Genomic DNA, 20,883 nt, shown 5'->3' with positions numbered 1-20,883 from the left:
TTTTTTATTTTTTAGATAGTTTAGTTATAAGTTATAACTAATAAGTTATAATTTTTATTTATTAGATAGTAATTTAAGAATTTAAATTCAAAAATAAGTATATGAAAAATTGGATCGATCATCAATACTTAAAGAAAAATAAGATAGAAGGAAGAATATACCAACAAAAACTAGCAACAGATGCACTAAAAGAAAACACAATGATCATTGCACCAACAGCAATGGGAAAAACAGTAATAGCAGCACTAGTAATAGCAGAACGATTAAGGCAATATGAGGGAAGTAAAATACTATTTCTTGCACCAAGTAAACCACTAACAATACAACATGAAAACAGTTTAAATGACTTTATGAATACAACTGTTGCAAGTCTAACAGGAAATAACAGACCAAAGGAAAGAAAAAAATTATGGAATGAAAATCAGATAATCTGTGCAACACCCCAGACAATAGAATCAGACATAATCTCACAGGAATATGACTTTAGTGATGTATCACTCATAATATTTGATGAATGTCACCATGCTGTAGGATCATACTCATATGTATATCTTGCCCAGAAATACATGCAAAAAGCAGAAAATCAACTAATACTAGGTCTTACAGCAAGTCCAGGATGGGAGGAAAGTAAGATAAAAGAGGTAGCACACAACCTATACATCAACAATGTAGTAATAAAATCAGAAGATGACCCGGATGTTGCACCATATTTTAACCCAATAGAAGTTAAATGGATAAAAATAAAACTAAATGATGAACTTGAAGAGATAAAAAAACTACTAAATGAAACTCTTAAAATACGACTTAAAACACTAAAAAAACTTGGCATAATCGATTCAATTGCAAAGCCTTCAAAACGTGAAATACTAGTTGAACAAAAAAGAGTACAGCAAAAAATAGCATCAAGTGCAAGTCCACAGAAGGAATTATTTAAAGCAGTATCAATATTAACTGAAGTAATTAACATAATGCACTCACAAGAACTACTAGAAACACAGACTATTAAGACACTTAATAACTACTTCAACAAGCTTGAAAAGAAGAAAACCAAGGCATCAAAATCACTTAAAAATGACTATAAATTTAACAAAGCAGTAATGCTTACACGCCGCTATGAAGCATCAGGTATAGATCATCCAAAGATGAAACGTTTAATTGAACTAATACATCAAATACTAAAAGAAGACCCTGAAAATAAGATAATAATATTTAGTCAATTTAGAGATACAACAAAGGTAATTTATGACTACTGTTGTGATCATAAACTTAAAGCTCTCAGATTCTATGGACAAGCAAGTCGTGAGAATGAAAAAGGACTATCACAGAAAAAACAGATAGCAACAATAGAATCATTTAAAAATGAGGATTATAATATTCTTATTTCAACAAGTGTTGCAGAAGAAGGAATTGACATACCATCAGTAGACTATGTAATACTCTATGAACCTGTACCATCAGAGATACGTATGATACAAAGACGTGGACGTACAGGACGTAAACATAAAGGTGAAATGTTTATATTAATGACAAAAGGAACAATAGATGAATCATACTACTGGTCAAGTCAAAGAAAAGAAAAAGCAATGAAGTCAAACATCTACAAATCATATAGTGACAATAAATTTACACTTGACAACTACGTTGCAAAGCCAGAGGATGTGAAATCATACAATCCAACAACAACACCATCATTTGATGATATTCAAGATACAAATGAAGCATTAATCTATGTTGACTATCGTGAAAAAAACTCAAATATAATGCGTGAACTTGACAAGATAGGATGTGAAATTAAGGTACAATCAATGAGTGTTGGTGACTACCAGGTAAGTGATGATGTAATAATTGAAAGAAAAACAGTAGATGATTTTAGCAAATCAATAGTTGACAAAAGACTATATGTGCAGGCAAAAGAACTTACATCAAATGCAAGAAAACCACTCATCATAATTGAAGGAGAAAATGTATATAACAGCTTCCTTCACCCTAATGCAATAAGAGGAGCCATAGCATCACTAACAGTTGACTTTAAAATACCAATTATTCAAACAAAAGATGAAACAGACACAGCATACATGCTTAAAACAATAGCAAAACGTGAACAAAAAGATGATGAATCAAAAAAAGAAATAAGTGTACGTACAAAAACCAAGCCTGTAACACTAAAAGAACAACAACTCTTCATAACAGAAAGTCTTCCAGGAATAGGACCTGTATCTGCAAAAAGCCTGCTTAACCATTTCAAGTCAGTTAAGGCAATGCTTAATGCAACAAAGGATGAACTTAAAGAAGTTGAAGGAATAGGTGAAAAAACTGCAGCTGGAATGCTTAATGTTATTGAATCAGAATATAATGAACTATAGATGAAATGGGGGATGTTGATAAGGGATATTATGTCAGATTTTAAGTTAATTGCAAATAATTCAAATATAAAAGTTATAACAACACTTCAAAAACAACTAAATAACTGCAAGGAATTTGCTATATCTGTTGCATTTATTACAGAAAGTGGAGTTGCACCACTTCTTCAAACACTAAAACAACTAGAAAAACAAGATATTAAAGGACGTATTATTACATCAGATTACCTGTTTTTTAGTCAGCCAAAGGCTTTGCGTAAACTAAATAAATTTAGCAATATTAGCATACGTCTTTATAGTGTTGATTCAAAAGATTATGGTTTCCATACAAAGGGTTATATCTTTAAAAACTTTGATGATAAATATTCTATCCTTATTGGAAGTTCAAATCTTACACATAAGGCATTAACTGTAAATAAGGAATGGAACTTGTTATGTCAAGAAGATATGGGTGATGTTACATGTGAAATTCTTGATGAATTTAACACCTACTGGGATGAGGCAATAGATATAGAAGATTGTATTGATGCATATGAGGAGATTTATGAGAAAAATCTTGAAATACAGAAAAACAGTTGGATTAAGCCACGACCAGCCGACTTTAAGCCTAATAAGGTACAACGTGAGTTTATCAGAAGATTTAATGATATCTACTCAATGGGTGAAAGGCGTGGACTTTTCATTAGTGCAACAGGTACTGGTAAAACACTTGCATCAGCATTTGCAATAAGGGATGTAAAACCACAAAAAGTACTCTTTCTTGTTCATCGTGAACAGATTGCAAAACAGGCAATGATGTCATATATGCGTGTTTTTAAGGATAAGTCTATGGGTTTAATATCAGGTACAAATCATGACTACTATTGTGATTTTATATTTTCAACAGTACAGATGATGTCAAAGCCTGATATTTACATGAAGTATGCACCTGATGAATTTGATATTATTGTAATTGATGAAGTTCACCATGCAGGTGCAAGTTCATATCAGAAGATTATGGACTATTTTACTCCACGTTTTTATCTTGGAATGACAGCAACACCAGAGCGTAGTGATGAATTTGATATTTACACTCTTTTTGATCATAATATAATCTATGAAATACGACTTAAAGATGCAATGGAGGAGGAATTACTTTGTAATTTTAATTATTATGGAGTAACTGACAATGCTCTTGATGTTAATGATACATCAGATGAACGTGTTGAATATATTATTGAAAATATTGAATTTTATGGCTATAGTGGAAGTCGCCTGAAGGGCTTAGTATTTTGTAATTCAGTAAGTAATGCTCGTGCTTTATCTGAGAAATTTAATGAACATGGATATAAAACCACATATCTTAGTGGTTCAAATAGCCAAAGTGAACGTGAAGAGCAGATTAAACGCTTAATATCAGATGATGTAAATGGTGATATTCTTGATTATATCTTTACAGTTGATATTTTCAATGAGGGTGTTGATATTTCAGAGATTAACCAGATTGTTATGCTTCGTGAGACAAAATCAAGTATTATCTTCACACAACAGCTTGGTCGTGGACTTAGAAAATGTGATGGTAAGGAGTTTGTTGTAATTGTTGATTTTATTGGTAATTATAGGAGTAATTTTATGATTCCTATTGCCCTTAGTGGTGATGTTACATACAATAAGGATAAGCTTCGTAGATTTATGTTTGATCATAATAATATGATTGTTGGTTCATCTACTGTTAACTTTGATAGTGTGGCAAAAGAACGTATTTATTCATCTATTGATAAGGTTAAATTTAATATTAACTTCTTTAGAAATGAGTATGTAAATCTTAAAGATAAACTAGGATGTATTCCTATGCTTTCTGATTTTGATTATTATAATCAGCTTGACCCTGCACTTATTGTAGGTTATATTAAAAAGAATGTTGAGGGTAAGTGTTATCCATGTCTTGTTGAACGTCTTGACTGTGATTATCATATGGACTTTAATAGTTGTGAATTGTTATATCTTGAATTTCTTACATTGAATGTTTTTAATGCAAAGCGTGTTCATGAAGTGTTAATTCTTAAGGAAATTATAGAAAAAGGTATGGTTAATGTAGATGAGTTAATTAAATTTATTGATAAAAACTATGGCTTTAATGATAATGAAACTACAATACATCATGCAATACGTAAGCTTGATAAGTCCTATTTTAAGCCACCTGAATTTAAATATTTCAGTGATATGAACTTAATTAAAAAAGATGCTTTTGGATTTATATGCATACACCCACAATTTAAGATGATGCTAGATGAAAATCCAAGATTTAGAAATGAAATAGAAGACCTGCTAGAATTATCACTAAAATACTATGAAGATAACTTTACAAACACATACCTTGACTGTGTAAACTTCCAATTATATAAGAAATACTCAAAATGGGACATGGCATGTCTACTCAACTGGTATGAGCGAGACCCAGTCTATGGATATGTAATAAAAGAAAATCCACTAGATGGAAAAATTACATGTCCAATATGTGTAACATATGACCATTATGATCATGTAAATGAATTTAAAGATAAACAAACAATAAGCTGGGTTACAACAACACCAAGAACACTACAAAGTAAGGATATAAAAAATATCATAGAAAAAAATAATGAAATCGAGTTTCTACTTTTCATTAAGAAAAACAATGATGATGGACGTGACTTCTATTATATGGGTCCTGTAAAGCCAGTAAATCCAAAACAGGGAACACTTACAAACACAAAAGGTGATGTTAAACCTACCGTGTATTTTGATTTAAAACTTAAATACCCTGTACGTGATGACATCTATGAATACATAATAAGTGGAAATAAATAAATCACAAAACTTCAATGGAAATAGCTACAAATTCACCTATTAAAGTTCTTGGAGTTCTTGAAATTACAAATACAATCCTTGATGAAAAAGGAAATAAAGTAACAGAAGGAAGTGTTGTATATAAACTAATGGAACAACAATTGCAACTGTAAATGTAGTGGATGGTCATGCAGATTATAACTATACATTACAACCATCAGATAAAGCAGGAAACTACACATTAACAGCTCTATTTAGTGCTGATAAATATGATGATACAACAAAAGATAGTGATGTTGTCGTATTAAAAGGTGATATTGCAGATGTAATTATTCCTGATAAAACTATAGAATCACTTACTAATGTAACTGTTGATGTTCAACTTAATGATACAAATGGAAATCCTGTATATGGTAATTCTACAGTTGATGTGGTAATTGATGGTAAAGTTGTTGAAAATGTAACAATTACTGATGGTAAACTTAACATTACTATCCCTACAGATACTCAACCTGCAGGAGAACATAACATTACAATTATCATCCGTGAAAATGAAAACTATAACAATAAAACAATTGACATGAAAGTTACAATCATAAAACGTGATGTAACAATTGATATTGTTAAAAACGATACAAAAACACTTAACATGGTAAATGCAACAGTAACAGTTAAAGATGTAAATGGAAGCCTAGTAAATGGTGGAAAAGTTGGATTTAAAATCAAGGTGTAACACTTATAGATGTTGATGGTAATGAAATTAAACTTAAAGTTGTAGATGGTGTTGTAAAACTCCAATACCTACTTCCTAAAACAATTGGATATGGTAAATATAACCTTACAGCAGTTTATTCAAATGATAAATATTACAACACACAAAGATGTACAGTTGATGATCTTATAGTTATTAGAAGTGATCTTGAAAACATAACAGTAACTCCTGTTGAAATTAAAACAGGAAATAATGCTACATTTAACTTTACAGTTAAAGATGAATATGGAAATATTATACAGAAAGATACAAAAATTGTTGTAAAAGTTGATAATAAAACATACATTAATACAACAACAGTTGATGGTACTGTAAGTTTCACAGTTGACATGCAAAGAGCTGAAGCTGGAAGCTACACTATAAGTGTAATATTTGACCATAACAGTCTTTACAACCAACAAAGACGTGACATTACATTAAATGTAGTTAACCGTCGTGTAAATGTAACAATTGGAGATATTACAAATACAACTGTAATGTCAGATCTTAACATGAATATTTCAGTAGTAGAAGATGATGGAACAGCAATAAGAAATGGTACTGTTGTCTTTAAAATCAATGGTAAAACAATAGTTGATGCTGATGGTAAAGCTATTAAATTTAGTGTTGTTGATGGTGTTGCACATCTTAACTACACACTTCCACAGGCAATGGCAGCTAAAGGATACAATATCACAGCTGTATATTCAAATGTTGGATATGATCGTGCAGAGGCTACTGAAAGCTTTACACTTACAAAACGTGATATTGCAAATGTAACTATTGAAAATCTTACAACAGAAGTTAAACATAACACAACAATTAATACAACAATTTTAGATACAACAGGTATGCAACTTAAGGGTGTAAATAAAGTTTCAATAAAAGTTGATGGTAAAACACAGGTTAATGAAACAGAAATTACTGATGGAAATCTTAATTTCACACTCGATACATCATATCTTAAAGTTGGAAATCATAAAATTGATGTAATTGTAGGTCCTAATAGTTGGTATAATCAGCTTAGAACAACTATTCCACTTACAATAGAAGATGTGAAAATGTAGTATTTCACATTCTCTTTCTCCTCCTCTTTTTTTATTTTTTTTAAATAATTATTTTAAAGGTATATTGCAAGTGTATTTTGGTGGGGTATTTGCTAGTTTTTCTTTTTTTATATAATAGATTAGTTATAACTAATAAGTTATAAGTTATAACTTATAATTTTAATATAATTTATAAATAAAAAAAAGAGGAGAAGGCATCACTAGATAAACCATTCAAATTGATACAAAAACACATCAAATATTTTACCTGTAAATATATAATTTTATTACTTATCTAATCTAAATATAATAAATAATACTAAAAGGGGTTATTATGAAGATTTTAATAGATAAAAAAAACAGGAAATATATTGCACAAGATGAAGATTTTCACACAGAAAAGGGTATAATTCCAAAAGATGACATCATAAATGCTAAAGTTGGAGATGTTCTTGAAACTCATCTTGGTAAGAAATACACAGTAATTGAGCCTAATATTAACGATTATATTGACTTAATGAAGAGAAATTGTGCTATTGTACTTCCACAGGATCTTGGATTAATTGTAGCATTTTGTGGTATAGGAAATGGAAGCCACATTGTTGAATCTGGTAGTGGAGCAGGTGGAAGCTTACTATTTTTTGCAAATATAATAGGACAGCAAGGTCATATTTCAAGTTATGAAATACGTGAAGATTTCATTGAAACAATCCAGAAAAACATTGAAGGTACACACTTTAATAATATTACCTTAAATCATCAAGATGTAACTGAAGGATTTAATGAAGAGGATAACTCAACAGATCTAGTATTTCTTGATCTTCCAAAGCCTGCTGATGTAATTGAGGATGCTCATCGTATCCTTAAAACTGGTGGTTTTATTGCAGTATATACTCCATATGTTGAACAGTTCCAAGTTGTAAATAAGGTTCTTAGACGTTGTGGATTTAAAGATATTAAAATCAGAGAAGGTAATGTTCGTGAACTTGAAATTAGAAAAAATGGTACAAGACCATGTAGTAGAGTTGCAGGACATACAGGATATATTAGCTTTGGACGAAAACTATAAAAAAAATATGAATTTGGAAAAAAATAAAATGAATATAAAAGGAATGTTATTATTATGAGCTTTAATTTAGAAAATATTATATCTATACGCGATTTTAAAAAGAGTGATGTTGATTATATACTAGATCTTGCAGATGAAATGGTGCCAATTGCAAAATCACAACAGGTATGTCATAAAAAGGATGGAAAACTTCTTGGTGTAATGTTTTATGAACCATCAACAAGAACAAGACTTTCATTTGAAACTGCAATGAAAAGACTTGGTGGAGATGTAATAGGATTTAACCAAAAACAGGGAACAAGTGTGGAAAAAGGTGAAGTTCTCTATGATACAGCACAGATCATATCACAGTATGCTGATGCAATAGTACTACGTCATGACATGGCAGGTGCTGCACGTTTCATATCACAAAATGTTGATATTCCTGTTGTTAATGCTGGTGATGGTCCAGGACAACATCCAACACAAACACTTCTTGACCTCTACACAATGAAAAGTGAAATTGGTGAACTTAACAATCTTAAAATTGCAATTGTTGGTGATCTTAAATATGGTCGTACAGTACACAGTCTTGTATATGCACTTGCAATGTATAATGTAGAAATTAAGTTCATTGCACCTGATGAACTTCAAATGCCCCCTGAAATTCTTGATGATCTAAGAAAACTTAACTGTAAATATTCAATTGAAACAACACTTCTTGATAATATTGATGATGTTGATGTTATCTACATGACAAGAATTCAGAAAGAAAGATTCCCAGATCCTAAAGAATATGCAAAAGTTAAAGGTAAATATCGTCTAAAAGCTGCAAATCTTAAAGATAATGATGCAATTGTGATGCATCCTCTTCCTCGTGTTGATGAAATAAACTTTGATGTTGATAAACTTAAAAATGCAATGTATTTCAAACAGGCATTTAATGGAGTTCCTGTTCGTATGGCACTTCTTGATTCAATAATCAAAGACTAAAAAAAATAATATATTAAATCTCCACCCCATACTAATTTTTTTTTATTATAGGATTTTAGAAAATTAATTTTATAAAAAAAATAAGTTTATTTAAAAAAAAAGTTATAGAAGGAAATTAAACCTTCTAATTAAAATTAAATTTTATGCTCTTGTTTTCTTTGTAGTGTTATTTGCCATTGTTGTATTGTTGTTTGTTGTATTGTTTTGAGCATACTGTACCAGGTTATCTATTGATCCACCTGCTGTATTTGTACTATTTTGGTTGTATAATACCATTTTCTCTTTAAGTGCAATTGTTGTCGTATCAATTTCAACTTTTCCAGATGAATAAACCTCACCTGTAGCTGTTGCTGTGATACTGTATGTTTGCTCAGGTACAATAAGAATTGCTCCACCTGATGTTATCTGTGTATCTTTTGTTGCTATTGCAGTGAGAGTTACTGTTTGATTTCCATCATCACCTGATGATACCTTTGCTGTAACTGATCCCAGATTTACACTTAAATTTGTCATATTATTAAGAATTAATGCAACCTTATCATCGTTTGTAACATTAAGTGTTTCCTGTTCTGATAATGTTTTCTTACCAGTTAATGATCCAATGAAATCATTTACTTCATCTATCTGTGTTGATATAATTTCATCAACATTAACTCCATCTGAGGATATTACACTATATGATGCAAATAATCCTACTTCAAAAAATACAAAAATACCAACTATAAAGATAAGTACTTTTAATATCCTTGACACAAAAAATAACCTCCCTTATGATTTATATTGTCCCAATTAAATTTTTTTAATATAAATTATTATATTCTATTATTATATTAAGTTGATAATAATTATTATATATTATTTATAATTACTAGAAAAACTATAATATTAATATAAAATAAAAGTAAAATTTCACTATGAAAAAACAACTTACTTGTGGCTGATTTTAAATGTTAAATGATATTATTAAGAAATTCCAGAAAGCAGACATACTTGTTAACTACAATGCATACTCAGAAATACAGGGAAATGATGAGTATGACTACTTAATTGATGAACTTATTGAATATGTAGAAAATAATGGTGATAATGAATATATTATTACAACACAAACTATTCGTAACTATCAAATGAAGGAAAGACAAAGAATACATGAAGAAATTAAGGAAAATCCACAAACACGTAAAATACGTGAAAATCAGTCAATGCCATATGAGATTCTTCTTGATGTTACAAATAAGTCATATACAGATGGAGATATAAATGATCTTAACAAGTACTTCAATAGCCGTTATGAAAAGCTCAGAAAAATTATACAACAAAATCCTGAATTTAAAAGTGTTAATGATCTAAAGACAACAAAACAGGCAATTGATCAACTTCATGCTATTGGTATTGTAAATTCTATTTCAAATACTAAAAATGGGCATGTTATAATTGAAATTGAAGATCCAACAGGTGATGGTAGTGTTATTGTTCTTAAAGATGATGAAGACTTAATTGCTGAGAGTAAAAATCTTGTAAAAGATGAAGTAATAGGAATTACTGGTAGTACAAATGGTAATCTTATAAAAGCTGATGACATTGTACATCCTGGTGTTCAAAGATTTAACACAGCAGATGATAAAGAGATGGATTTCTCTATTGCATTTATATCTGATGTTCATATTGGAAGTAAACAGTTTGATTCTAATGCATTTAATAGGTTTATTAAGTGGGTTAATGGAAATGAGGGTGATGAGGATCTTGCAAACTCTCTACGTTATCTTGTTATTGGTGGTGACCTTGTTGATGGTATTGGAATCTATCCTAACCAGGAGAAAGAACTTGAAATTAAGGATATTTATGGTCAATATGAGGAGGCTGCAAGACTTCTTGGTGACATAACAGATATTCCAATCATCTTATCTCCTGGTAACCACGATGCTACACGTCTTGCAGAACCACAGCCTGCAATTACTGAGAAATATGCAAAAGATTTGTGTAATCAGAAAAATATTGAAATGGTAAGTAATCCATCTGTTGTTGACCTTGATGGTGTGAAAGTTGTAGTTTATCATGGTCGTAGTTTTGATGATATGGTTATGGCTATGAATCTTACACATGCTGATACTGATGAAATTATGAAGCTTCTCGTTGAAAAAAGACATCTTGCACCTATTTATGGTGAACGTACAGCTCTTGCTAGTGAATTTGAAGATTATATGGTTCTTGATGAGGTTCCTGATGTTATTCATACAGGGCATGTTCATATAAATTCTTATGCAAAGTATAAAGGTATTCATCTTCTTAATTCTGGTACATTCCAGAAACAAACAGAGTTCCAGAAGGTTTATAATATTGTTCCTACATGTGGTCAGGTTCCTATACTTAGTAATGGTAAGATGCGTGTTCTTGACTTTTCAAGCTAGATGACAAAAGAAATATGGTAGTTAATTAAAAAAAAATATAAGAAGGTGTATTAAATGAATAATGATATTATTGATAAAATTGTAAAAACAGCACATTATATGTATAGTAAGGATTTAACAATTGGTAAATCAGGTAATATAAGTGTAATAGATGATAGTGGAGAGTATGTTTATATTACAGCAAGTGGTACAAACTTTAAAGAACTAGTATATGAAGATGTTCTTAAAGTTAAAATTGATGATTTAAGCTATGAATCAACAGCAGGACGCATTCCATCAATGGAGACAGACTTACATATTGGTGTATATAAAAATAGATCTGATGTTGGAAGTGTTGTACATGTTCACTCACCATATGCTACAGGTTTTGCATTTAGTAAAAAAAGATTGTATCAACAGGAAGGTTTTGGTGAAATTACAGGTGAATATGTAGCTGAGGTAAATTATTATCCACCGGGAAGTAAAAAATTAGCTCAAAATACAGCTGAAGTTCTTAAAAATGAGGATGCTGCACTTCTTAAAAATCATGGTATTATTGGGGTTGGAAAAGATATTGAGGAAGCTACACTTCTATGTGAATATATAGAAGCTATAGCTAAAACACAATATATTACATCTACACTTAATCTTTAACTGATTCAAGTTCACTTAAAATGTTCCATATAAGAATTCTTGCATGGATTGGTATGTTTGGATCGTTACTTATATCATCAAGTATTGAGATTACAGAGCTAGCCTTAAGTGTTGGCTCTTCATCTTTCTGCAATAGTGCAATAGAATCTTCTGCTGCTTTTCTTATGTTTCTTGGTACGCTTGTATCATTAATTAATTGTTCTAATGTTCCAACACAACTTTCAAATATTTGATCATTATCCATAGATATCACTCCTCTTTTAAATTTCCACATTAAAATTTATTCTTTTAATCATTTTTATCTAGATAAAATAAGAATGTATATTTAAACATCTCTTATATAAAATAAATTTATTTTTAAAAAGAAAATTAATAATAATTAAATTTTAGATTCAATTTATAATATTTATGTTAATTATGTTATATATAAAATAAGTATAATAAAATAATTAAAAAAAAGTAAAAGAGGGTTGAATTTAGAGAAGTAAATATGATTTATTTATCAGATAATGATACTGCTATTGTAACTCCATTATATGCTGTTTTTTTGAAGATTAGGTGGGAGTTTTCATGATTTGCAAGTAGTGCTGTTGGTTCACATACTCCTTTTATTCCAAATTGTTTCATTACAAAGTCTGATTTTGAACATTCATTGTCTGTGAAGTTTTTTATTTCATCTTTTGTTATGATTTTTAGTGGTTTGTCATACATTGCAACTGTATCTAGTATTCCTTTTTCATTTTCTTTTACATCTACTGTTGCAAATGAATCTATTCTTTGGGGTTTTATATTAAGTATTTGGCATGCACATTTTACTGCATTTTCAACTTTAGCTTGTGCTATGTCACGTCTTGCTCCTATTCCCATCACAACATTTCTTGGTGTTAGTATTACATCATGTCCATCTACAGTTGCAACTATTGTATCTTGCATGTCATCATATGTTATATTGTATGATTTTTTTATTTCATCATCTAGGATGTATGAGTATTTATGTGGCATTTTTAACTCAACAAGTCTGTCATCTACTAATGCACGGTTTATGTAGCGTATATTTTTTGGATTTTCTAGTTTGAAGTAGTAGTTTTGTGCTATTGAGTCTATTCCTGTTTTTTTATTTACATCTGTTGATGTGGTTATTACAGCATCAGCACCAAGTAGATCTGCTATTTTGTGTGTTAGTGGATTTGCTCCTCCAAAGTGTCCACTTAACAGGCTTATTGCATGGTTTGCATTGTCATCTACCAGTACTACTGCTGGATCTGATAGTTTTGATGTGACATATGGTGCTATTGAGCGTATTATTATGCCTGATGCCATTATTGCTATTATTGCATCGTATGTATTAAAGCTCTCTGCTATTGCATCTTTTACATTTTTATGGTATTGTTTTATGTGTATTATTTGTGGATCTTGTTGTAGTTTTTGTGTTATTTTATCTGATATGTCTTTTCCTTGTTGTGTTATTGATATTATTGCTACATTCATATTTTTTCTCCTAATTTTATGATTATATTATTAGCATTGCTGCTATGAAGTATATTACCAGCATTGTTAGTATGAAAAGTACTGATGTAAGTTTTGTTATTTCTATTGCTTGTTGTATTTTATCACCAGTTAACTCTTCTGTTCCTTCTCCTAGTGTGTATACTCCTTCTTTTACTAGTGTGATATTTAGTGCTCCTGCTGTTGCTGCCATTGAATATCCACTATTTGGACTTGGTGTTTTTGTTGCATATTTTCGCATCATAGTATATGATGATTTGTAGTCATATCTTAGTAGTGCTGATGCTATTATTACATAGATTCCTGTTATTCTTGCTGGTATATAGTTTAGTACATCATCAAGTAATGCAGGGTAGCGTCCTATATCTATTAATTCTTCTGTTTGATATCCTAACATTGCATCCATTGTATTTGATACACGATATATTACACCTATTAGTATTGCTGGTATCATTCCAAATGGTATTGAAAATACTAGTACATAAAATAGTGGTGATATTATACTATCTGTTATGTTTTCTGTTAGTGTTTCAATTGCAGCTGATGCGATTCTTGCTTCTGTTAGTTGTTCTGTGTCACGACTTACTAGGTATGACATTGATTTTCGTGCTATGTTTATGTCTTTTTTTAGTTGTATTTGTATATCTTTTACTGATTGTATTAGGAATTTTATTGAAAATGTTGTTGATAGTATTATTGCGGCTATTATTATGTAGAGGTATTTGTTGATAAAGAGTGATATTATGAGCAATAGTAGTGTTAGTGTTACAAATATGAAGTTTGTTGTTATTATTGTTAGCAAGCCTGAAAATCTTGTTTTGGGAAGATAGTTTTTTAGTTTTTCTATTACATTTCCCATGTAGATTACAGGATGTATCTTATCTGGTACTTCTCCAAATATTGTGTCTATTACTACTGCCAGTACTATTATTATGACAGAGTATATTAAGCTTTCATAAATCATTATATCTTATTTATTATTTTTTAAGTAATTATAAGTTTTATGTAATTTTTGTTTGGTTTTTTTCTATTTTTATTTGATTTCCAGTTAGTTTTTATGATTTAAAAGTATTTAAAGGTATATTGCAAGTGTAACATGTGGGTATTTTTTAGTGTTTTTTATAAAAAAATACACTTGAAAGCATACCATTGCAAGTGTATATAAGAGCAATTAGACTACTTACAGCACTAGTAATGTAGTAAATAGAAGTTTTTGTTGTTGTAAAAAATTTCAAAAAATTGAAAAATAAAACATGATATTAACACTTGAAATACTTCTTTAAGTTTTAATTTTATTTAAAATTTAAAAATATTTTATAAATTGCAATATTTTCTAAAAAATAGTTTTATTTAATTGTTTTTTTATTTAACAATGTTTATTTATTTTGTATTTTATTAATCATTATTTAGTTTAGTTTAATTTAATAATTAAAGAAAAATTTTAATTTATTTTCATTGATTATTTTACATTATATCTTATTTTTTAAAATAAAGTATATACTATTTTCTATCACTTGAAATACACCTTTAAAATGTGACTTTTTTCAGATGCAATTTTTAAGAGAGAGGGGGGTATATTGCAAGTGTAACATGAAAAAGGTACACCCCCCCCTAAAAATAAAGGTGTGTTGCAAGTGTAACATTTGTAAAAATTTAGCAAAAATATGGAAAAAGAGGTGGATTTCAAATGTAAATTGAAAAATTTTATAATTTCAAAATTTTTTGAAAGTATGTTGGTAAATTTCCACTGTATCGTAAATTTGTCTAAAAAAGTAATACAATAATACTTTAAAGTATTTTAGTAATACTTATTTATATCCGCAGAAAAAAGCTCAAAAAAAATGTTTTTTCACAATTAAAGCAATTAAATTAATTAAATTTATTATTATTATTATTTATTTATTATATTATTATATTATTATTAATTATATTATATATTATAGGTATATTGTTGTTATTTATACTGTCAGAGTTGTTTTAGTGGTGTTTTACAACTGTAACTTGTTTTAATTTTGTTACACTTGAAATGGATGTTTTAAAAATGATTTTGTTGCATGACTTTTTGGTGTTTTATGCATCAGGGTAGGGGGTACCCTCTGAGCGTTACACTTGCAATACACCTCTCTCTCTTTGCCAAAACTACCCTAAAAGGAAACGTTATTTACAGTTGCAACAGATCATTTTAATTTATCAGAAATGTTAAATTTTTAAAGTAATTGAAATACTTGTTTTTTAGTTTGAAATAATTGAAACATGGCTTGCAAGTGTAAAAATAAATAATAATTTTTGTTATTTTTTAAAATTAAAATTATACACTTGAAATTAATCTAAATTATTTTTTTAAAAAGATGTACTGCAAGTGTAAATAATTAGTTAATCTTATTTTATAGTTTTATAAATTTTTAAAGCTCTATTTCAAGTGTAAATGTTTTAAATTTATTTTAAAATTAGTTCGTATATCTTTGAATTAATTTTTCTAAAACATCTAAATGTTTTTATAATATGAAAAATATAAAGAAATAGTACATATTTACACTTGAAATAATAGGATTTCAAGTGAAAGATTCCGACTAAAAAAATAATAAAGAAAACTTAAAAACAAAAAAAGAGGTATCATATGGAAAATATATTCCAAAAACTCGATGATAGAGAAACAATATTTAAAACCAAAGATTACCTAGACCATAGATTTATACCTGAAACCTTACCTCACAGAAGTGAACAAATAGAATCCATAGCAAAATACTGGGTAGAAGCACTCAATGGAATAACACCACCAGACATAACAATCTACGGAAAAACAGGAACAGGAAAAACATCAGTAGCACTATATGCAAAAAAACAATTAGAAGAAATAGCAGCAGAAAGAAATCTAAACATCAAAATAGAATACATCAGATGCACAGACTACAACACAGAATATCAACTACTAGCACGACTATGTCAACAACTAGGAAAACCAGTACCATATAGGGGATGGACAAAAGCTGAAGTAGTAAATACATTCAGAAATCTCTTCAGCAAAAACATACTAGGTGAAGATCTAATACTTATTGTAATTTTAGATGAAGTAGATGTCATACTAAAAAATGATGGAGATAACATTCTCTACACACTCACACGTACAAATAACGTGTCAATAACATCAATAAGTAACTATGTAGACTTTAAACAATTCATAAAACCTAGAGTAAGAAGTAGTCTACGTGATCGTGAAATAGTATTTCCACCATATAATGCAGAACAATTAATTGATATATTAACTGAAAGATCACATGTATCATTTAAAGATGGATCAATATCAGATGGTGTAATAGCACTCTGTTCTGCACTTGCTGCAAAAGAAGAAGGAGATGCACGTTATGCTCTTGATCTTCTAAAATCATCAGGTGAAATTGCAGATGAACGTGGAGTAAATAAAATTGAGGAAGGATTTGTAAAAGAATCAAAAGATAGAATAGAACACAATAAGGTATTTGATGTTGTAGTAACACTTCCATTACAACAACAAAAAGTACTTGAAACTATTGCATATCTAACAGAGAAAAATGAGGAAATTACATCAGGAAGACTATATGAGGTATATCAGGACTTATCAAAGAATGATTCTGTATCATATCGTAGACTTTTTGACTTTGTAAATGAACTTGAAATGCTTGGATTAATCTCTACAAAAACAGTCTCTCGTGGACGTGGACGTGGACGAACAAATATTATAACACTACAATGTGATATTGATCTAATATCTAAAGCATTAATATTTAAAGATTAAATTCTTTAAATTCTCTTTTTTTATAAAATATTTACTTATAACTTATAAGTTATAACTTATAATTTAGCCTTATCTAATTCAATTTTAAATTAAAAAACATCAATAAAAATCAATTTCACATGCCCTAATACCCTCTAAAATAAAGTATAATCGTTATTTTATCTACTAAAATAGATAAATCATGAAAATTTAATCCTTAAAAATAAATATAAAAACAAATACAATATAATTCAATCACAATATAAAAAAAAATTTATATGAAACTTTAACAATAATTAGGGGTTTTAATAATGATAAGCTTGATAGGAATAGGCTCAAAAAGAGAACACATGACATTAAAAGCTGCAGATAGAATTAAAGAAGCAGATGTAATAATAGCATATAAACCATACCTTGAACACATCGAAGACTTAATAGAAGGAAAAGAAGTACTAAGACGTGGAATGGGAGATGAAATGGAAAGAGTAGAACTTGCAATTGAAAAAGAAAAAGAAGGAAAAAAAGTTGCAATTATAAGCTCAGGAGATCCAGGAATCTATGGAATGGCAAATGTATACTTCCAAATTATTGATAAATACTCAGATTTAGAATTTGAAGTAATACCAGGTGTAACAGCAGCAACATATGCAGCAAGTGCACTAGGTGCACCATTACACGATCTTGCAATAATAAGTCTAAGTGATCTTCTAACACCACTAGAAGAAATTGAACGTAAAATCGAACATGCAGCAATAGCAGATATGGTAATAGTATTCTACAACCCAAAAAGTAAAACAAGAGTAGAACCATTTGAAAGTGCATGTAGAATATTAAATGAAAATCGTAACCCTGAAACACCAGTAGGAATTGTAAAAACAGAAGGAACAGATACAATAGTAGAAATCTGCAAACTCAAAGACCTAGAAAATCAAGATATTCACATGTCAACAACAATTATCATTGGAAACTCACTAACATACGTTAAAAAAGGTAAAATGATAACACCTAGAGGATATAAAACAAAAGCAGAACTTCCACCACAAACAGAAGAATTCTATGAAAAATTCTTTAATGGAGAAATTCGGGAAGGACAAAATACAGACTGTGAATACTTCCCATGCCATGAAAAACAAGAAAACTGTACATTCTGCTACTGTCCAATCTATCCATGTGGTGATGGAGCAACAAATGGTAAATGGATAACAGATAAAGATGTATGGAACTGTAAAGATTGTAACTGGATCCATAATGATAAAGTTGTTGATGAAATACTAGACTTTGTAAAAGAAAATATTCACTCCATGGAAGACTTTGATCGTAAGAAAAAACAATTACTTAAACTTAGACGTGCAACAATCTATAAAACAAGAAATGAAGACTATCAACGTTGCTTTGAACTTGATGATGAATAGAATTTTCTAATTTATTTTTTTTTCACCTCCCAATTTATTACTTTTTTTTGGAATTTAGTTACTATTTTTTTTAAATATTTTTATTAATTAAAGGTGCATTGCAAGTGTATAGGGGTGTGTTGCAAGTGTATAGGGGTATATTGCAAGTGTAAATATTTATAAAAAAAGAAAAAAAATAAAGGGGAGGGGAAGAAATGGGATATATTTTGATGTATAATAATTACTCCTCAATTATGAGTGGAATTTCTACACGTTTTTCATTATAGAAACTATTTTCACCAAATACAATATCAATCTTATGATCTCCAATGAAAAGATCATCAGTATCAACTGTAATATTAACAACTCCATTTTCAACTACATCATGAATAAGAGTTCTACCATCAACTTTAACTGCAATTTTTGTAGCAGCACTAACAGCTTTACCATCTTCATCACAAATAATAGTTGAAATAGTAGTATTTTCACCATATTTGGTTGTAATATTTGAAACTTTAAGATCTGCAATATCACTTTTTATAACAGTATAATTTGTAGTTTCTTCACATCTATCATATCCTTCATTTGAATATACAAGAGTCATATTATGACTACGAGCTGCTATAGTAGGTGGTAAGTTGTATGTAGCATCAATAATACCATCTTTAATTTCAAATCTAATAGCATTACCATTCTCATCAAGCTGTGTAATACCATTAATTTTAAATGTAACAGTACCATTATCAACTAATTTACCATCCACATCATCAGTAATAGTTGCATGAATAGGTATTTGACCATTAGTATGTGTAGCATTAGTATCAAGATCAATAGTTACACTACGGTTAACAATATTTAACTGGATACTATTTTCTCCTCTGAGATAAATTTGGTTTTCACCATAAATAACATCAATTGTGTAATTATTAGCTTTTAGATTTTCAACATCAAGTTCAATATTTAATACTCCATCTTTAATTGTAGTTTTAGTAAATGTCTTATTATTAATTTTAATTGTAACATTAGTTTCAGTTACAATAGTATTTCCAAACTCATCTTTAAGAGTCATATTAATAGTAGCATTCTGATGTGTTTTAATAACAATAGGATCAAATGTTTTATTTTCAATTGCATATTTAAGAATTGTTAAGTTATCATTATCTTCTGCTCTATTATAATATTTATTTGAAAATACAGCAGTTACATTATATCTTGCACCACCTATAGATGAAGGGAGTAAATATTTAATATTTGCAACACCATCATGCACAGATATACGAACTGTTTCATTATTTGCATCTTTAAGTGTTTTACCATTAATTTTAAAGATCACAACTCCATCTTTAATGATACTTCCATCTTCATCAACAATTGTTGTGTTAATGAATAAATCACTAATAGCATAAGGAGTATTTACACCAACAATATCAATTATAGCATTTCTATTTTCAACAATTACTTTTGTTTCAATTGTTTTATTGTTGTATTTTTCGTTTTCTTTTACATCTAGTGTTATGTTATGTTCTCCTGCTGGTAATGTGTCAGTTGGCACTGTAATGTTTACTTTTCCATCTACTACTGTCACATTTTCTACAGGTTTTCCATCCACTATTACTTCTACTGTTGTATTTCCTTCTATTGGGTTACCGTTTGTATCATTAAGTTGTACTTCTATTGTTGTGTTTGTCTGTGTTTTTATTGTCTGTTCTGGTATTGTTACATCTGCTATGTCATGTTTTTGGATTGTAAATGTTTTATTATCTTCTGCTGGGTTGTAGTATTCATCTTCAAATTCTGCTGTTACTTGGTATTCTCCTGCTTTGTATTCTTCAGGTAGTGTGTATGTTATGTTTGCTGTTCCTTCTTTTACATCTACTGTTGCTATTGTTGTTCCATTTATTTTAAATGTTACTTTTCCTTGGTCTACTGGTTTTCCTTCTGTATCTACTATTGTTGTGTTTATTGATAGTTGTCCACCAATTTCAACAGGATTGTTTACATCAACTATGTCAATTGTTGCATCTCTATTTTCAACAATTACTTTTGTTTCTATTGTTTTGTTGTTGTATTCTTCGTTTTCTTTTACATCTAGTGTTATATTGTGTTCTCCAGCTGGTAATGTATCAGTTGGTATTGTTATGTTTACTTTTCCATCTACTACTGTCACATTTTCCACAGGTTTTCCATC

General features: G+C 29.3%; 17 protein-coding genes. 11 read left to right on the top strand and 6 right to left on the bottom strand.

What is annotated here, in order from left to right:
* Positions 1-101: 101 nt before the first annotated feature.
* From MRZ80_RS01290 to MRZ80_RS01275, 4 genes are read left to right on the top strand one after another with little or no spacing between them, the layout of a single operon-like run.
* Entirely contained in the window at positions 102-2,363 is a 2,262-nt protein-coding gene (locus MRZ80_RS01290) for a DEAD/DEAH box helicase (RefSeq protein WP_292535444.1), read from the top strand.
* 30 nt (positions 2,364-2,393) lie between these two features.
* Positions 2,394-5,189 (top strand): DEAD/DEAH box helicase, encoded by a 2,796-nt coding sequence (locus MRZ80_RS01285; protein ID WP_292535443.1) that lies wholly within the window; start codon positions 2,394-2,396, stop codon positions 5,187-5,189.
* A gap of 14 nt (positions 5,190-5,203) precedes the next feature.
* Complete coding sequence (locus MRZ80_RS01280) at positions 5,204-5,341, top strand: hypothetical protein (RefSeq protein WP_292535442.1); 138 nt, start codon at positions 5,204-5,206, stop codon at positions 5,339-5,341.
* Between the two features lie 5 nt (positions 5,342-5,346).
* Positions 5,347-5,901 (top strand): hypothetical protein, encoded by a 555-nt coding sequence (locus tag MRZ80_RS01275; protein WP_292535441.1) that lies wholly within the window; start codon positions 5,347-5,349, stop codon positions 5,899-5,901.
* A gap of 133 nt (positions 5,902-6,034) precedes the next feature.
* On the opposite strand, the gene MRZ80_RS01270 is transcribed toward MRZ80_RS01275, so the two are convergent.
* The gene (locus MRZ80_RS01270) at positions 6,035-6,271 is read right to left on the bottom strand and encodes a hypothetical protein (protein ID WP_292535440.1); all 237 of its coding nucleotides are present in this window, start codon (positions 6,269-6,271) and stop codon (positions 6,035-6,037) included.
* Here MRZ80_RS01270 and MRZ80_RS01265 point away from each other — a divergent pair.
* The 3 genes from MRZ80_RS01265 (at position 6,270) to pyrB (ending at position 9,006) form a co-directional block, all read left to right on the top strand.
* Positions 6,270-6,986: a hypothetical protein gene (locus MRZ80_RS01265; RefSeq protein ID WP_292535438.1), complete on the top strand. Its 717-nt coding sequence runs from the start codon at positions 6,270-6,272 to the stop codon at positions 6,984-6,986. The genes MRZ80_RS01270 and MRZ80_RS01265 overlap by 2 nt on opposite strands.
* A 313-nt stretch (positions 6,987-7,299) precedes the next feature.
* Positions 7,300-8,034, top strand: coding sequence for a tRNA (adenine-N1)-methyltransferase (locus MRZ80_RS01260; protein WP_292535436.1), 735 nt, complete (start codon positions 7,300-7,302; stop codon positions 8,032-8,034).
* A gap of 48 nt (positions 8,035-8,082) precedes the next feature.
* Positions 8,083-9,006 carry an aspartate carbamoyltransferase gene (gene pyrB, locus MRZ80_RS01255; protein ID WP_292535834.1) on the top strand — a complete coding sequence of 308 codons (924 nt, stop codon included), beginning with the start codon at positions 8,083-8,085 and terminating at the stop codon, positions 9,004-9,006.
* 141 nt (positions 9,007-9,147) lie between these two features.
* Here pyrB and MRZ80_RS01250 read toward each other — a convergent pair whose 3' ends face one another.
* Entirely contained in the window at positions 9,148-9,759 is a 612-nt protein-coding gene (locus MRZ80_RS01250) for a hypothetical protein (protein WP_292535434.1), read from the bottom strand.
* A 194-nt stretch (positions 9,760-9,953) separates the two neighbouring features.
* On the opposite strand from MRZ80_RS01250, the gene MRZ80_RS01245 reads away from it, so the two are divergent.
* Entirely contained in the window at positions 9,954-11,414 is a 1,461-nt protein-coding gene (locus MRZ80_RS01245) for a DNA-directed DNA polymerase II small subunit (protein WP_292535433.1), read from the top strand.
* A 54-nt stretch (positions 11,415-11,468) separates the two neighbouring features.
* On the top strand, positions 11,469-12,047 hold the full coding sequence (locus tag MRZ80_RS01240) for a class II aldolase/adducin family protein (RefSeq protein WP_292535431.1): 579 nt from the start codon (positions 11,469-11,471) through the stop codon (positions 12,045-12,047).
* On the opposite strand, the gene MRZ80_RS01235 is transcribed toward MRZ80_RS01240, so the two are convergent.
* The 3 genes from MRZ80_RS01235 to MRZ80_RS01225 form a co-directional block, all read right to left on the bottom strand.
* Entirely contained in the window at positions 12,037-12,291 is a 255-nt protein-coding gene (locus tag MRZ80_RS01235; RefSeq protein ID WP_292535429.1) for a UPF0147 family protein, read from the bottom strand. The two genes, MRZ80_RS01240 and MRZ80_RS01235, sit on opposite strands and share 11 nt — an antisense overlap.
* A gap of 251 nt (positions 12,292-12,542) precedes the next feature.
* Positions 12,543-13,535 carry a cobalt-precorrin 5A hydrolase gene (locus MRZ80_RS01230; RefSeq protein ID WP_292535427.1) on the bottom strand — a complete coding sequence of 331 codons (993 nt, stop codon included), beginning with the start codon at positions 13,533-13,535 and terminating at the stop codon, positions 12,543-12,545.
* A 22-nt stretch (positions 13,536-13,557) separates the two neighbouring features.
* Positions 13,558-14,517 carry a cobalamin biosynthesis protein gene (locus MRZ80_RS01225; protein WP_292535425.1) on the bottom strand — a complete coding sequence of 320 codons (960 nt, stop codon included), beginning with the start codon at positions 14,515-14,517 and terminating at the stop codon, positions 13,558-13,560.
* A 1,653-nt stretch (positions 14,518-16,170) separates the two neighbouring features.
* On the opposite strand from MRZ80_RS01225, the gene MRZ80_RS01220 reads away from it, so the two are divergent.
* Positions 16,171-17,325, top strand: a complete 1,155-nt coding sequence (locus MRZ80_RS01220) for an orc1/cdc6 family replication initiation protein (RefSeq protein ID WP_292535423.1) — start codon at positions 16,171-16,173, stop codon at positions 17,323-17,325.
* Positions 17,326-17,615: 290 nt separating this feature from the next.
* Complete coding sequence (gene cobJ, locus MRZ80_RS01215; RefSeq protein ID WP_292535421.1) at positions 17,616-18,716, top strand: precorrin-3B C(17)-methyltransferase; 1,101 nt, start codon at positions 17,616-17,618, stop codon at positions 18,714-18,716.
* A 220-nt stretch (positions 18,717-18,936) separates the two neighbouring features.
* On the opposite strand, the gene MRZ80_RS01210 is transcribed toward cobJ, so the two are convergent.
* A partial coding sequence (locus MRZ80_RS01210; protein ID WP_292535419.1) for an Ig-like domain-containing protein occupies positions 18,937-20,883 on the bottom strand: 1,947 nt, incomplete at its 5' end.

It is taken from the genome of Methanosphaera sp. (assembly GCF_022768985.1).
In the GTDB taxonomy this organism is placed as follows: Archaea; Methanobacteriota; Methanobacteria; order Methanobacteriales; family Methanobacteriaceae; genus Methanosphaera.
Note: the sequence above shows the minus strand (reverse complement) of the source record. Positions and strands in the feature narration are given on the sequence as shown.

What these genes read in the sequence shown, in the direction of transcription:
- MRZ80_RS01290 (WP_292535444.1), top strand. Translation starts at nt 102, where the DNA reads ATGAAAAATTGGATCGATCATCAATACTTAAAGAAAAATAAGATAGAA.
- MRZ80_RS01285 (WP_292535443.1), top strand. Translation starts at nt 2,394, where the DNA reads ATGTCAGATTTTAAGTTAATTGCAAATAATTCAAATATAAAAGTTATA.
- MRZ80_RS01280 (WP_292535442.1), top strand. Translation starts at nt 5,204, where the DNA reads ATGGAAATAGCTACAAATTCACCTATTAAAGTTCTTGGAGTTCTTGAA.
- MRZ80_RS01265 (WP_292535438.1), top strand. Translation starts at nt 6,270, where the DNA reads ATGCAAAGAGCTGAAGCTGGAAGCTACACTATAAGTGTAATATTTGAC.
- MRZ80_RS01270 (WP_292535440.1), bottom strand. Translation starts at nt 6,271, where the DNA reads ATGTCAACTGTGAAACTTACAGTACCATCAACTGTTGTTGTATTAATG.
- MRZ80_RS01260 (WP_292535436.1), top strand. Translation starts at nt 7,300, where the DNA reads ATGAAGATTTTAATAGATAAAAAAAACAGGAAATATATTGCACAAGAT.
- MRZ80_RS01245 (WP_292535433.1), top strand. Translation starts at nt 9,954, where the DNA reads ATGTTAAATGATATTATTAAGAAATTCCAGAAAGCAGACATACTTGTT.
- MRZ80_RS01240 (WP_292535431.1), top strand. Translation starts at nt 11,469, where the DNA reads ATGAATAATGATATTATTGATAAAATTGTAAAAACAGCACATTATATG.
- MRZ80_RS01235 (WP_292535429.1), bottom strand. Translation starts at nt 12,291, where the DNA reads ATGGATAATGATCAAATATTTGAAAGTTGTGTTGGAACATTAGAACAA.
- MRZ80_RS01230 (WP_292535427.1), bottom strand. Translation starts at nt 13,535, where the DNA reads ATGAATGTAGCAATAATATCAATAACACAACAAGGAAAAGACATATCA.
- MRZ80_RS01225 (WP_292535425.1), bottom strand. Translation starts at nt 14,517, where the DNA reads ATGATTTATGAAAGCTTAATATACTCTGTCATAATAATAGTACTGGCA.
- MRZ80_RS01220 (WP_292535423.1), top strand. Translation starts at nt 16,171, where the DNA reads ATGGAAAATATATTCCAAAAACTCGATGATAGAGAAACAATATTTAAA.
- cobJ (WP_292535421.1), top strand. Translation starts at nt 17,616, where the DNA reads ATGATAAGCTTGATAGGAATAGGCTCAAAAAGAGAACACATGACATTA.